The organism is Herbiconiux sp. FW305-C-125 (assembly GCF_058783455.1).
On record NZ_JBYSYO010000001.1, the window covers coordinates 971,598 to 985,021 of the forward strand.

Consider the following 13,424-nt stretch of genomic DNA (forward strand, 5'->3'; position numbering starts at 1 on the left):
GACTGCTGACAGGGCCGGCGGCCCGCATCCGTTCCCGCGTCGGGCAGAATAGGAGTCCTATGCCCGACTCCTCTTCTTCCGGTTTCGCGCAGTTCAGCCCCTTCATCGAGTTCGATCGGGCGCACTGGGCCGCCCTGGCGCCCTCGACCCCGCTTCCGCTGAAGGAGACGGAGATCGTGCAGCTGCGCGGGCTCGGCAACCCGCTCGACCTCCGCGAGGTCACCGAGGTCTACCTGCCGCTGGCGCGCCTGATCAACCTCTACGCCACCAGCGCGCAGCGATTGCACCGCTCCACCTCTGACTTCCTGGGCGAGCGGTCGAAGTCCACGCCGTTCGTCGTCGGCGTCGCCGGCTCGGTGGCCGTGGGCAAGTCGACCACGTCACGCCTCCTCCGCGAGCTGCTGGCACGCTGGTCCGACACGCCTCGGGTCGAACTCGTCACCACCGATGGCTTCCTGCTGCCCAACCGCGAGCTGGAGCGGCGCGGAATCATGAGCCGCAAGGGCTTTCCGGAGTCGTACGACCGAAGGGCGCTGCTGCGCTTCGTGAGCGCCGTGAAGAGCGGGGTGCCCGAGGTGCGCGCGCCGTTCTACTCCCATCTCAGTTACGACATCGTGCCCGAAGCCCAGGTGGTGGTGCGACAGCCCGACATCCTCATCGTCGAGGGGCTCAACGTGTTGCAGCCGCCGGCCGCGAGCAACACGCTCGCGGTGAGCGACCTGTTCGACTTCTCGGTCTACGTGGATGCCCGCACCACCGACATCGCGAACTGGTACGAGAGCCGCTTCCTCGATCTGCAGCGCGGCGCCTTCGCGAACCCGAAGTCCTACTTCCACCGCTATTCGAGCCTCAGCGAGGTCGAAGCGCGCGCCACCGCCCGCTCGATCTGGGAGTCCATCAACCTCCCGAACCTCATGGCGAACATCCGCCCCACCCGCTCCCGAGCCACCCTGGTCCTCCAAAAAGACTCCGACCACACGGTGAACAAGGTCCTCCTCCGCAAGCTCTAACCCCGGCGACCCGTCGATTTTGGCCCTAAACCTGCGGTTTTAGGGCCAAAATCGACGGGTCGCCAGGAGGGTCAGAGTTGCTCGACCCCAGTAGAAAGCCGCTGCCGCACGATCTCAGCAAGCGACTCGGCAATCCGATCGGCAGTGGTCTGGTCGCCCGCCTCCACCATCACCCGCACCAGCGGCTCAGTCCCAGAGGGCCGCAGCAACACGCGCCCGGTGTCCCCGAGATCGGCGGATGCCTCAGCCACCGCCGCCGCGAGCACCTCGTCGGTGTGCACGCCGTCACGGTTGACCCCGCGCACGTTGACGAGGGTCTGCGGGTACACCTTCATCACGCTCGCGAGCTCGGCGAGGCTCTTCTTGGTGGCCGCCATGCGGCTGAGCAGCTGCAGTCCGGTGAGGATGCCGTCGCCGGTTGTGGCGTAGTCGGCGAAGATGATGTGCCCCGACTGCTCGCCGCCGAGCGACAGCGCCTTCTCGTTGATGGCCTCGAGCACGTAGCGGTCGCCCACCTTGGTCTCGAGCATCCGGATGCCGTGCTGGGCCATCGCCACCTTGAGCCCGAGGTTCGACATGACGGTCGCCACGAGCGTGTCTTCGCGGAGGGCACCGCGCTCCCGCTCGGAGAGCGCGAGGATGGCCATGATCTGGTCGCCGTCAACGACGTTGCCCTGGGCGTCGACCGCGAGGCAGCGGTCGGCGTCGCCGTCGTGCGCGATGCCCACATCGGCGCCCGCGGCCACAACGGCGGCGGCGAGCTGGCCGAGGTGCGTCGAGCCCACCCCGTCGTTGATGTTCATGCCGTTCGGGTCGTTGCCGATCACCGTGATGCGCGCGCCGGCCTGGCTGAACGCCTCGGGCGAGACGCCCGCGGCCGCGCCGTGCGCACAGTCGAGCACCACGTGCAGGCCCTCGAGCCGGTGCGGAAGGGTGGTGAGCAGGTGAACCACGTAGCGGTCTTCGGCGTCCGCGAACCGCTTGATGCGGCCGATGTCGCCGCCGAGCGGGGTGAGCCGCGGATGCTCGAGCGCCGCCTCGATGGCGATCTCGACGTCGTCCGGCAGCTTCTTGCCGGCGCGGGCGAAGAACTTGATGCCGTTGTCGGGTGCCGGGTTGTGCGATGCCGAGATGACGACACCGAAGTCGGCGTCGATGTCGGCGATCAGGAACGCGGCGGCCGGGGTCGGCAGCACTCCGGCGTCGAGCACGTCGACGCCGGAGCTGGCGAAACCGGCCGAGACGGCAGCGGCGATGAAGTCGCCGGACTGCCGGGGGTCGCGCGCGACCACGGCGACGGGCCGGCGACCCTCACTCCGGGCTTCGGCCCCCAGCACGCGCGCGCCGGCCTGCGCGATCCGAAGAGCGAGGTCGGCGGTGACGTCCTGGTTCGCGAGCCCACGCACCCCATCGGTGCCAAACAGGCGAGCCATAGGCTAAGCGTAGAGCCCAGGAGCGCTTAGCGCTTGGAGAACTGCGACGCCTTACGGGCCTTCTTGAGACCGGCCTTCTTGCGCTCGATGACGCGGGCGTCACGAGTGAGGAAGCCGGCCTTCTTCAGCTGCGGGCGGTTGTTCTCGCGGTCGATCTCGTTCAGCGCACGAGCGATGGCGAGACGGAGAGCACCGGCCTGGCCGGAGGGGCCGCCCCCGGTGATCTTCGCGACCACGTCGTAGGAGCCGATGAGGTCGAGCACCTTGAACGGGTCGGTGATCAGCTGCTGGTGCAGCTTGTTCGGGAAGTAGTGCTCGAACTCACGGCCGTTGACCGTGAGGGTGCCGGCGCCGGGAACGAGGCGCACGCGGGCGATGGCCTGCTTGCGGCGGCCCACGGCCGAGCCGGACACGTTGAGAACGGCGCGGGGGGCGCGGGGCGCCTCGTCGGCCGGGGTTTCGGTGGAGTAGCTCTCGGGAGCCACGTCAATCTGGTCTGCGATCTTCGCCACGGTAGTTGAAGTCCTTTGTCTGAGTCTGCTGAACGAGGGACGCTACTGGGCGACCTGGTCGAGGGTGTACGGGGTGGGCTGCTGAGCAGCGTGCGGGTGCTCGGGGCCTGCGTAGACCTTCAGCTTGCGGAACTGGTCGCGACCGAGCGAGGTCTTCGGCAGCATGCCGCGGATCGCCTTCTCGACGGCGCGCTCGGGGTTCTTCTCGAGCAGCTCGGAGTACGTGGTGGCGCTGAGGCCGCCCGGGTAGCCCGAGTGACGGTACGCCTTCTTCTGCAGGAGCTTCGCACCGGTCAGCGCCACCTTCTCGGCGTTGACGATGATGACGAAGTCGCCCATGTCCATGTGCGGGGTGAAGGTGGCCTTGTTCTTGCCACGGAGGATGGCGGCCGCGTGGCTGGCCAGGCGGCCGAGAACCACGTCGGTGGCGTCGATGACGACCCAGCCGCGCTGGACCTCGCTGGCCTTGGGGGTGTAAGTGCGCGTCACAGTAGTGCTGCTTTCTTGTTCGAGTGAGGAGTTCGTGAATCCCGCTCCGGTGGGTCTTGCCGATCAGAACGACCGGAAAGGCAGCCGATGGAGGGCTCAACTTCGGGTGAACGGCACGGGGCGCGCACACCAAAGATCAAGAATAGGCGATACCACTCCGCCGGTCAAATGAGCTCTCGACGCGCCCGGGTCTGCTCCGACCGCGCCGCGAGCTCGTCGTCGGGCGGGTAGCCCACCTCGGTGAGCACGAGCCCCTTGGCGGGCATGACGGGGAAGGCGCTGGTGCGCATCCGGTCGTCGCGGATGGCGACGAGTTCGGGCCCCGAGAGCGCCCCCGCGCCCACCGCCACCGTCGCCCCGACCAGGGCACGCACCATGCTGTGGCAGAACGCGTCGGCCTGCAGGGATGCTTCGAGCACGCCGTCGTCGCCGCGCCGCCACTCGAACGCCTGCAGCGTGCGGATGGTGGTTGCCCCCTCGCGCGGCTTGCAGAACGCCGCGTAGTCGTGCAGCCCCAGCAATGCCCGCGCCGCCGTGTCCATGGCCTCTGCGTCGAGGGTCGCCGGATGCCGCACCGTCGTGCGCCGCTGCAGCGGATCGCGCCGGCTCACGGCGTCGGCCACCCGGTAACGGTACCGCCGCCAGACGGCGGAGAAGCGGGCGTCGAACCCGGTGGGCGCGAGCGCGGCGCTCGTCACCACCACGTCGGAGTCGGCGCCGAGGATGCCGTTCAGCCGCCGCTCGAGCACTGCTGCCAAACGCTCGGGTCGCCGGCTCGCGTCGTCGTCGCCCCTGCGGCGCAGGCTCTGCAGCTGCGGCTCGTCGAGGTCGAGGTGCGCGACCTGTCCGGTGGCGTGCACCCCCGCATCCGTTCGCCCCGCCACGGTGAGGAGCGGGGCCGGCTCGTGCCGGCGGAACAGGGTGCCGAGCGCCCCTTCGAGCGTGCCCTGCACGGTGCGGAGCTCCGGCTGCCGCGCCCACCCGGCGAAGTCCGTCCCGTCATAAGCGACCCCGAGCCGGATGCGCCACTTCGCCGTCTCGGAATTCACGGCAGCCAGTCTACGACGAAGGCCCCGCCACCCTTGCGGGTGCGGGGCCTTCGTGCGGAAGAGCGGAGCGGATGCCTACTTGGCGTCCTTCTCCTCGGCCTCGGCGGCCGGAGCGTCCTCGGCAGGAGCCTCGGCGACCTCGTCCTCAGCAGGAGCCTCGGCGGCGTCCTCGGCAGGAGCCTCAGCGGCGTCCTCGGCGGGAGTCTCCTCGACGGTCTCCTCCTCAGCCGGCTCGGCAGCCGCGGCAGGGGCCTCAGCCTTGGCGGCAGCCTTGGGCGCAGCCTTCTTCTTGGCCACGACGGGCTCGAGCACGAGCTCGATCTGCACCATCGGCGCGTTGTCACCCTTGCGGAAGCCGAGCTTGGTGATGCGCGTGTAGCCACCCTCACGCTCCGCCATGAGCGGGGCGATCTCGGTGAACAGCTCGTGCACCACGGTCTTGTCACCGATCACCGAGAGCACGCGACGGCGGGCGTGCAGGTCGCCACGCTTGGCGAAGGTGATGAGACGCTCGGCCAGCGGACGCATCCGCTTCGCCTTGGTCTCAGTGGTCTTGATGCTCTTGTGGGTGAACAGGGCGGCAGCCAGGTTCGCGAGGAGCAGGCGCTCGTGCGCCGGTCCGCCACCGAGACGGGGTCCCTTGGTTGGCTTGGGCATTTCTTATCTCCAGATGTGGGTCAGTTGGTCGGGAAGGTCGAAGCGGAGGACGAGTACGTCTTAGACGTTCTCGTCGTCGTAGCCGCCGTAGAAGTGCGCACCGTCGAACCCGGGAACCGTGTCCTTCAGCGACAGGCCGAGCTCCACGAGCTTGTCCTTCACCTCGTCGACCGACTTCTGGCCGAAGTTGCGGATGTTCATGAGCTGCGTCTCCGACAGCGCCACGAGCTCGGACACGGTGTTGATGCCCTCGCGCTTCAGGCAGTTGTAGGAGCGCACCGAGAGATCGAGGTCTTCGATCGGCACCGACAGCTCGGAGGAGAGCACGGCGTCGACCGGCGCGGGGCCGATCTCGATGCCCTCGGCCGCGGTGTTGAGCTCGCGCGCCAGACCGAACAGCTCGGTCAGGGTGCGGCCGGCCGAGGCGATGGCGTCGCGCGGGGTGATGGCGGGCTTGGTCTCGACGTCGACCACCAGGCGGTCGAAGTCGGTGCGCTCACCGGCACGGGTGGCCTCGACGCGGTAGGTGACCTTCAGCACGGGCGAGTAGATCGAGTCGATCGGGATCTGGCCCGCCTCAGAGAACTCGCTGCGGTTCTGGGTGGCCGACACGTAGCCACGGCCGCGCTCGATGATGAGCTCGAGCTCGAACTTCGCCTTGTCGTTGAGGGTCGCGATGACCAGCTCGGGGTTGTGGATCTCGACACCGGCCGGCGCCGAGATGTCGGCAGCCGTGACCTCGCCCGCCGCGTGCTTGCGGAGGTACGCGGTGATCGGCTCGTCGTGCTCGCTGGAGACGACGAGACCCTTGATGTTCAGGATGATCTCGGTGACGTCTTCCTTCACACCCGGGATGGTGCTGAACTCGTGCAGCACGCCGTCGAGACGGATGCTCGTGACAGCAGCACCGGGGATCGAGGAGAGGAGCGTACGGCGGAGCGAGTTGCCGAGGGTGTAGCCGAAGCCGGGCTCGAGCGGCTCGATGACGAACCGCGAGCGGAACTCCGAGATGTTCTCTTCGGTGAGAGTTGGGCGCTGTGCAATGAGCACTGTGATTCCTTTCAGCTGAGTGTCCGCTATATGACACTCACGTGCAGAGGTATTGAGTTGTGGGAAACGGCCTCACCGGCGAGGCCCACGAGGGGCCCCGCCGGCGGTCAGAACGGGAAGGACGTCACACGCGGCGACGCTTGGGCGGGCGGCACCCGTTGTGCGCCTGCGGCGTCACGTCGTTGATCGAGCCCACCTCGAGGCCGGCGGCCTGGAGCGAGCGGATCGCGGTCTCGCGGCCCGAGCCCGGTCCCTTGACGAAGACGTCGACCTTCTTCATGCCGTGCTCCTGCGCCTGGCGCGCGGCCGACTCGGCGGCGAGCTGCGCGGCGAACGGGGTCGACTTGCGCGAGCCCTTGAAGCCGACGCCACCCGAGGAGGCCCAGCTGATGACCGCACCGGTGGTGTCGGTGATCGAGACGATCGTGTTGTTGAAGGTCGACTTGATGTGGGCCTGGCCCACGGCGACGTTCTTCTTCTCTTTCTTGCGCGGCTTGCGAACGGCCGACTTGGGGGTTGCCATGTATCTCTCCTGAAATCCTGGTCAGTCGGCGCGCTTAGCGGCCGGCCTTCTTCTTGCCGGCGACGGTGCGCTTCGGGCCCTTGCGGGTGCGAGCGTTGGTCTTGGTGCGCTGACCGCGGACCGGGAGGCCCTTGCGGTGACGGACGCCCTCGTAGGAGCCGATCTCGACCTTGCGGCGGATGTCGGCGGCGACCTCGCGGCGCAGGTCACCCTCCACCTTGTAGTTGCCCTCGATGTAGTCGCGGAGCGCGACCAGCTGGTCGTCGGTGAGATCCTTCACGCGGATGTCGCCCGAGATCTCGGTGTCGGCGAGGGTCTTGAGCGCGCGAGTGCGGCCCACCCCGTAGATGTACGTGAGTGCGACTTCCACGCGCTTGTCGCGGGGGATGTCAACTCCTGCTAGACGTGCCATTGTGGCTATCTCCTGGTGATGTGTGGAGGTTTCGGACAGAACCGGTGCCCAGGCCTCCTCCTGGGGTGTCCCCCGATCGCTCGGGTTCCTGGCTCTGCTCTTCAGACCGGCCGGAGCCGGGTGCTACTAGCCCTGGCGCTGCTTGTGGCGCGGATTGCTCTTGCAGATGACCATCACGCGGCCGTTGCGGCGGATGACGCGGCAGTGCTCGCAGATGGGCTTGACGCTGGGGTTGACCTTCATTTGTTTCTCTCTTCGCTGTCCTCGTACCCGGCAGAATGCCGGGCCGTTACTTTCCAGCAGCGCCTATTTGTAGCGGTAGACGATCCGGCCACGGGTGAGGTCGTAAGGGCTCAACTCCACGATCACGCGGTCCTCGGGGAGGATGCGGATGTAGTGCTGGCGCATCTTGCCCGAGATGTGGGCAAGCACTTTGTGACCGTTCGTCAATTCCACCCGGAACATCGCGTTCGGGAGGGCTTCGACGACCGCGCCCTCGATCTCGATAACACCGTCTTTTTTGGCCATAGCCTCACTGTCGCTAAGAATAGGATTTGCTGGTCGTGCGGAGATCGGCGCTCATCACGCGCATGCGAAACGGGCCGAAAGCACCAAAGATCAAGCTTACGCGAAGAAACGCCCGTGCGCAATCAGCGAAAGGCTTGCACCGAGCGTATAGTGCCGGCCAGCGCGTCGAACAGCGGATGTGCGGGGGCGATCCCACAGACCTGCTCGGCGAACTGCTCCGGTGTGAGGGTGTCGAGGAACTCGCCGAGCTCGGCGGTCTGCGGGTCGCTCGGGGCATCGAAGCGCAGCGCCGCTCCCACGGCACGCAGCAGGGCATCCGTCGCCAGACCCCGCTCGGCGAGCTCGGCGGCCGGGCCGATGAAGCGCTCGTGCCGGCTGATCTTGCGGAGCGGCTGGCGACCCACCCGCTCGGGGGTGTCGGTGAGGTACGGGTTGGCGAACCGTGCGAGGTTCTTCTCGAGGTAGGCCTCCTGGGTGGCCGGGTCGAACTCGTGCTTGGCCACGAGCAGCGCCTTCGTCTCGGCCAGCACGGCACGCACCTCCGAGAACACGGCGGGCACCGAGAGCGCGTCGGCGAGGGTCGTCGCCCCCTCGATCCAGCCGTGGTAGGCCACGGTGGCGTGGCCGGTGTTGACGGTGAAGAGCTTGCGCTCGATGTAGGGCGCGAGGTCGGGCACGAAGTGGGCGTCGGGGATGCTCGGCACCACGTCGCCGAACGGCCCCGCCTCGATCGCCCACTCGAAGAAGTCCTCCACCGTGACGTCGAGGCCCGAGCCGGGCTCCTGGTTCGGCACGATGCGGTCGACGGCGGTGTTGGCGAAGACCGCGCGCCCGAGCGCGGGCGCCCCCTCGCCGCTCAGCCGGCCGACGATCTCGGCGCGCAGTGCATCCGTCGCGTTGATGGCGTTCTCGCAGGCCATCACCGTCAGGGGCGGCAGCGCGGAGTCGCGCGCCTCGAGCCCGCGAGCGATGACCGGAGCAACGAACTTCAGGATGTTCGGGCCGACCGCGGTCGTCACGACGTCGGCGGTCGCGATCTCGGCGACCACCCCATCCTCGTCTGCGGCGCTGTTGAGCGCGCGATAGCCCGTGACGGTGCGGGTGGTGGAGTTCTCCCCCACCGCCCGCACCCGGTAGCTCTCGGACGCGGCGAGCGCGTCGATCAGCTCGGTGTTCACGTCGGCGAACACCACCTCGTACCCGGCGTCGTGCAGGATGAGCCCCACGAACCCGCGGCCGATGTTGCCGGCGCCGAAATGAACGGCCTTCATGTCGCCCACCTATCCGTTGATGTCGCCGAGGATCTCGAGCACCTCGTCCGGCGACTGGGCGGCGAGGAGCCGCTCGACGTCGTCCTCCTCGCTGAACACGATGGCGATCTTCGTGAGGATCTCCATGTGCCCGCCTTCCTTGCCGGCGATGCCGACCACGAAGCGCACTTCTTCGCCGCCCCAGTCGAGCGGCTCGTCGTACCGCACGAACGAGAGCGCGGAGTCGAGGATGGTGTCCTTGCCCTCGTTCGTGCCGTGCGGGATGGCGAGGAAGTTCCCCATGTACGTCGAGACGGTCGCTTCGCGCTGGAGCATGTAGTCGAGGTACTCCGGGGCGACGGCGCCGGCGGCGACCAGGATGTCGGCGGCCTCGGCGATCGCCTCCTCCTTGTTCTTCGCGGTGCCCGACAGGCGGATCTGCGACGGTTCCAGAACGGACATGGGTTCTCCCTCTCCTCGCACCCGCCTACTCGGCGGAGTGCTGCTCTTTCAGCTTCTCGACGACCTCGTCGTACCGGGGGCTGTTCATGAAGTTGTCCACCGAGACGTGTTCCGCACTCGGCGTGCGCTCCTGAGCCCGCGGGGTCAGCTCGCGCTGGGTGATCACCAGGTCGACGTCGTCGTCGAGGTTCGCGATGGCCTTGTTGACCACCGTGACGCCGTCGATGCCGGCCTTCTTGATCTTATTGCGGAGCACGGATGCGCCCATGGCGCTCGACCCCATGCCCGCGTCGCAGGCGAACACGATGTTGCGGATCGGCCGGGTGTCGGTGAGCAGCGACGTCTCCTCGGCCACGGCCTCGGCGTCGCCGGCCGGCACGCCCTCGGCGCGCAGGTTCCCGAGCACCGAGCTCTCCTTGCCCTTGTTCGCCTCGGTCTTGGCGATCGCCGACGTCAGGTCACCCACGTCGCCACGTTCGAGGTCCCGCTTCCGGCTCGCTCGCAGGATCACCGACGTGACGAGGAACGACACGGCCGCAGCAGCGATCACCGACAGGATGACGCCGATGTAACTGTCCGGCGCCGTCTGGAGCAGCACCGCGAAGATGCTGCCGGGCGAGGCCGGCGCGCGAAGGCCCGAGTTGAACAGCACGTTGACCGCGACGCCCGTGGCACCGCCGGCGATGGCGGCCAGGATCGTGATCGGCTTCGACAGCACGTACGGGAAGTAGATCTCGTGGATGCCGCCGAAGAACTGGATGATGATCGCGCCGGGCGCGCTCGCCTTGGCCAATCCGATTCCGAAGATCGAGAAGGCGAGCAGGATTCCAAGGCCCGGCCCGGGGTTGGCCTCGATGAGGAACAGGATGGACTTGCCACTCTCCTGCACCTGGATGGCGCCGAGCGGCGTGAAGACACCGTGGTTGATCGCGTTGTTGAGGAAGAGCACCTTGCCGGGCTCGACGAGGAGCGACGCCAGCGGCAGCAGGCCGATGCTGATCAGCCAGTTCACCCCGGTCTCCAGAGCCTTCGACAGGAACTCGATGACCGGGGCGATCCCGAAGAAGCCCGCGATCGCGAGGATGAACCCGAGGATGCCCGCAGAGAAGTTGTCGACCAGCATCTCGAATCCCGGACGGATCTTGCCGGCCCAGATCCGGTCGACCTGCTTGATCAACCACGCTCCGAGCGGGCCCATGATCATGGCGCCGATGAACATCGGGATGCTCGCACCCACGATCACACCCATCGTCGCGATGGTGCCGACCACCCCGCCTCGCGCACCGTAGACCATGCGCCCACCGGTGTTGGCGATCAGCAACGGCAGCAGGTACGTCAGGATCGGGCCGACCAGGCCCACGTACTGCTGGAAGGTGGTGCCGTCGTCGGCCTGCGCGAGCACCGTGGCCGCGCCCTGCCAGCCGATCGCATCCGCGTTGCCGAAGCCGCCGAGGATGCCGTTGGGCAACCAGCCGGTGGCGATGAACAGGCTCGTGATGAGCCCCCACGCGATGAACGCGGGGATGTTGGGCATGACCATGCCGCTGAGGAAGGTGCCGAAACGCTGCACGCGTACCCGGGCTCCCCCTCCGGCCTTCGTTTCTGACGCCGTTGTCATGACGACTACTCCGTTTCTGTGTTGGTTGTTGCTGCAGGTGCTGCGGCCGCCGCCGAGGTGACGGCGGCGCGGGCCTCGACGGCGCTGTCGGCCGACAGGGCCAGATCGGCGAAGCGCCGCGCGTCGTCGAGGGTGAAGCGGGCCAGCTCGGCCCGCACGTCGGCGAGCGCCGACGGCGACATGGAGAGCGTGGTGGCGCCGAGGCCGACGAGCACCACGGCGAGCAGCGGGTCGGCCGCCGCTTCACCGCAGATGCCGACCGGCTTGCCCGTGGCGTGCCCGGCGGCGCCCACCTCCCCCACGAGTTTCAGCACGGCCGGATGCCACGGGTCCTGGAACGAGGCCACCGAGCCGAGCAGCCGGTCGGCCGCGAGGGTGTACTGGGTGAGGTCGTTCGTGCCGATCGACGCGAAGTCGGCGTCGGCCAGGATGCGGTCGGCCAGGAGGGCCGAGGACGGCACCTCCACCATCACCCCCGCGGTCGTCAGCCCCACCTCGCGGGCGAGGGCCGTGAAGTAGCGGGTCTCCTCGACGGTCGAGACCATCGGCGCCATCACCCACACCTCGGCATCGCTCTCCGCCTCGGCGGCGGCGAGCGCGGTCAACTGGTCGCGCAGGATCGGCTCGTTGGCCCGCAGCGCACGAAGGCCGCGGAGGCCGAGCGCCGGGTTCTCCTCCGGCGCGTCGTTCAAGAAGCTGAGCGGCTTGTCCGCCCCCGCGTCGAGAGCGCGCACCACGACCTTCTTGCCCGCGAAGGCCTGGAGCAGCCGCAGGTACTGCGCCTTCTGCTCCTCGACCGTCGGCGCGCTGGCCGCGTCGAGAAAGAGGAACTCGGTGCGGAAGAGGCCGACGCCCTCGGCGCCCTTCTCGAGCGCATCCGCCGCGCCGTCGGCCGAGCCGAGGTTCGCCAGAAGCGGCACCGGAGTGCCGTCGGCGAGCCGGCCCGGCCCGGTCGCAGCGCTGCGGGAGGCTTTCAGCTCGGCGGCCCGAGCGATCGCCGCGGCTCGCTCCTCGTCGCTCGGCGAGACCGTCACCGTGCCGCTGCCGGCATCCACGACGATCTCGGTGCCATCGGCGAGGGTGAGCGCGTCCGCCACGCCCACCACGGCGACGATCGACTTCTCGCGGGCGAGGATGGCCGTGTGCGAGGTCGGTCCGCCGTCGCTGGTCACGAGCGCCAGCACCTTGCTTAGGTCGAGCAGGGCGGTGTCGGCCGGCGCGAGATCGCGGGCGACGAGCACGAAGGGGAAGTCGGGGTCGGGCACGCCGGGGGCCGGAACGCCACGGAGGTGGGCCACGACGCGCTGCGAGACGTCGTCGAGGTCGGTCGCGCGCTCGCCCATGTATCCGCCCATGCTGACGAGCAGGTCGCGGAAGGCCGCGAACGCCTCGTAGACGGCGCGCTCGGCCGTGGCGCCGCCGTCGATGCGGGCACCGACGTCGTCGATCAGGGTCGGGTCCTCGGCCATGAAGGCCTGCGCCTCGAGCACGTCCTTCGCCGAGCCGCCCGCGCGCTCCCCGCGGTGCCGGATGACGGCGGCGGTCGCGGCCAGCGACGCACGCGCGCGCTCCTTCTCGGCGTCGGGCGTGAGCGTGCTCGGGGTCTCCTCAGGGGCGGGCAGGGGGTCGGGCATCCGGAGCACCGTGCCCACCGCGACGCCGCGGCCGATGCCGGTGCCGGTGAGGGTGGCGGCAGCCATTACTCGGCGTCCAGGTTCGAGGCGAGCAGCGTCACCAGCTCGTCGAGCACGGCGTCGGCCGAGGGGTCGTCGGAGACGAGCGTCAGCGTGTCGCCCTGTTCGATGCCGAGCGAGATGACGCCGAGGATGCTCGCGGCATTGACCGGCTTGCCACCGGCCTTGGCGATCTGCACCGGAACGCCCGCCTTCGCGACCGCCTGCGTGAAGATCGTCGCGGGGCGCGCGTGCAGCCCGTGGGTCGATGCCAGCTCTACCGTTCGTTCAGCCATGTCAGCTCTCCTTCATCCGGCTCGGCGGCGAGCCTGTCGGTCGAACCCCGCGACTCCGCGAGGAGGGTGGTCACGAGATCGGCGGCGTGTTCGGCGCCGCCGGCCTGGAAGACGGTGTCGGGAAGCAGCGCGCTGCGGGTGCCGGCCGCAGCTGCTTCCGCCTGCAGCTCGGCGAACTGCGTCGCGAGGTGCGGGCCGACGAGCAGCACGTCCGTGGCGGCCAGTCGTTCGGCGACATCGGCGAGGGTGCCGGCCTCAACCGTGAGGTCGAGACCGCGCGCCCGGGCGATGCCGCGCAGGCGGAGAGCGAAGAAGGTGCTCGACGCGCCCGCGCCGCACACGATCAGCACCTTGTCCACGCACGCCTCCTTGCGTCTGTTCCGTCACTCCGATCCTCCGACACACGCATCCGCGCTGCCACCAGCCTTCTTTCCGCACCCCCGGAAGCACGCCGAAGCGTTT

General features: G+C 68.7%; 17 protein-coding genes. 1 reads left to right on the forward strand and 16 read right to left on the reverse strand.

Annotated features, from left to right (window positions below):
• Positions 1–59: 59 nt before the first annotated feature.
• A complete protein-coding gene (gene coaA / locus AC3WLB_RS04990) occupies positions 60–1,010 on the forward strand; it encodes a type I pantothenate kinase (protein WP_492503840.1) in 951 nt (316 codons plus the stop codon).
• A 71-nt stretch (positions 1,011–1,081) separates the two neighbouring features.
• Here coaA and glmM read toward each other — a convergent pair whose 3' ends face one another.
• From glmM to AC3WLB_RS05070, 16 genes are all read right to left on the reverse strand, one after another.
• The gene (glmM, locus tag AC3WLB_RS04995; RefSeq protein ID WP_492503842.1) at positions 1,082–2,443 is read right to left on the reverse strand and encodes a phosphoglucosamine mutase; all 1,362 of its coding nucleotides are present in this window, start codon (positions 2,441–2,443) and stop codon (positions 1,082–1,084) included.
• A gap of 26 nt (positions 2,444–2,469) precedes the next feature.
• Positions 2,470–2,955: a 30S ribosomal protein S9 gene (gene rpsI, locus AC3WLB_RS05000; RefSeq protein ID WP_022898635.1), complete on the reverse strand. Its 486-nt coding sequence runs from the start codon at positions 2,953–2,955 to the stop codon at positions 2,470–2,472.
• A gap of 42 nt (positions 2,956–2,997) precedes the next feature.
• Positions 2,998–3,444, reverse strand: coding sequence for a 50S ribosomal protein L13 (rplM, locus tag AC3WLB_RS05005; protein ID WP_492503845.1), 447 nt, complete (start codon positions 3,442–3,444; stop codon positions 2,998–3,000).
• Between the two features lie 164 nt (positions 3,445–3,608).
• A complete protein-coding gene (locus AC3WLB_RS05010) occupies positions 3,609–4,493 on the reverse strand; it encodes a tRNA pseudouridine synthase A (protein WP_022895547.1) in 885 nt (294 codons plus the stop codon).
• Positions 4,494–4,568: 75 nt separating this feature from the next.
• Positions 4,569–5,150, reverse strand: coding sequence for a 50S ribosomal protein L17 (gene rplQ / locus AC3WLB_RS05015; RefSeq protein WP_492503847.1), 582 nt, complete (start codon positions 5,148–5,150; stop codon positions 4,569–4,571).
• A gap of 60 nt (positions 5,151–5,210) precedes the next feature.
• A complete protein-coding gene (locus AC3WLB_RS05020; RefSeq protein ID WP_022896807.1) occupies positions 5,211–6,200 on the reverse strand; it encodes a DNA-directed RNA polymerase subunit alpha in 990 nt (329 codons plus the stop codon).
• 124 nt (positions 6,201–6,324) lie between these two features.
• Positions 6,325–6,723: a 30S ribosomal protein S11 gene (rpsK, locus tag AC3WLB_RS05025; protein WP_022896808.1), complete on the reverse strand. Its 399-nt coding sequence runs from the start codon at positions 6,721–6,723 to the stop codon at positions 6,325–6,327.
• A 34-nt stretch (positions 6,724–6,757) separates the two neighbouring features.
• Positions 6,758–7,135 (reverse strand): 30S ribosomal protein S13, encoded by a 378-nt coding sequence (rpsM, locus tag AC3WLB_RS05030; RefSeq protein WP_171703640.1) that lies wholly within the window; start codon positions 7,133–7,135, stop codon positions 6,758–6,760.
• Positions 7,136–7,261: 126 nt separating this feature from the next.
• Positions 7,262–7,378, reverse strand: a complete 117-nt coding sequence (gene rpmJ / locus AC3WLB_RS05035; RefSeq protein ID WP_022898361.1) for a 50S ribosomal protein L36 — start codon at positions 7,376–7,378, stop codon at positions 7,262–7,264.
• Between the two features lie 63 nt (positions 7,379–7,441).
• Positions 7,442–7,663 carry a translation initiation factor IF-1 gene (infA, locus tag AC3WLB_RS05040; RefSeq protein ID WP_022883252.1) on the reverse strand — a complete coding sequence of 74 codons (222 nt, stop codon included), beginning with the start codon at positions 7,661–7,663 and terminating at the stop codon, positions 7,442–7,444.
• Between the two features lie 122 nt (positions 7,664–7,785).
• On the reverse strand, positions 7,786–8,934 hold the full coding sequence (locus AC3WLB_RS05045) for a mannitol-1-phosphate 5-dehydrogenase (protein ID WP_492503855.1): 1,149 nt from the start codon (positions 8,932–8,934) through the stop codon (positions 7,786–7,788).
• Between the two features lie 9 nt (positions 8,935–8,943).
• Positions 8,944–9,375, reverse strand: coding sequence for a PTS mannitol transporter subunit IIA (locus AC3WLB_RS05050; protein WP_031284364.1), 432 nt, complete (start codon positions 9,373–9,375; stop codon positions 8,944–8,946).
• Positions 9,376–9,400: 25 nt separating this feature from the next.
• Positions 9,401–10,993 carry a PTS mannitol transporter subunit IIBC gene (locus AC3WLB_RS05055; protein WP_492503858.1) on the reverse strand — a complete coding sequence of 531 codons (1,593 nt, stop codon included), beginning with the start codon at positions 10,991–10,993 and terminating at the stop codon, positions 9,401–9,403.
• Positions 10,994–10,998: 5 nt separating this feature from the next.
• On the reverse strand, positions 10,999–12,693 hold the full coding sequence (gene ptsP, locus AC3WLB_RS05060; protein WP_492503860.1) for a phosphoenolpyruvate--protein phosphotransferase: 1,695 nt from the start codon (positions 12,691–12,693) through the stop codon (positions 10,999–11,001).
• A complete protein-coding gene (locus tag AC3WLB_RS05065) occupies positions 12,693–12,962 on the reverse strand; it encodes an HPr family phosphocarrier protein (protein WP_492503862.1) in 270 nt (89 codons plus the stop codon). Before AC3WLB_RS05065 ends, ptsP begins: the two co-directional genes overlap by 1 nt.
• Positions 12,944–13,321 carry a PTS sugar transporter subunit IIB gene (locus AC3WLB_RS05070; RefSeq protein WP_492503864.1) on the reverse strand — a complete coding sequence of 126 codons (378 nt, stop codon included), beginning with the start codon at positions 13,319–13,321 and terminating at the stop codon, positions 12,944–12,946. The genes AC3WLB_RS05065 and AC3WLB_RS05070 overlap by 19 nt, the downstream gene beginning before the upstream one ends.
• Positions 13,322–13,424: the final 103 nt, after the last annotated feature.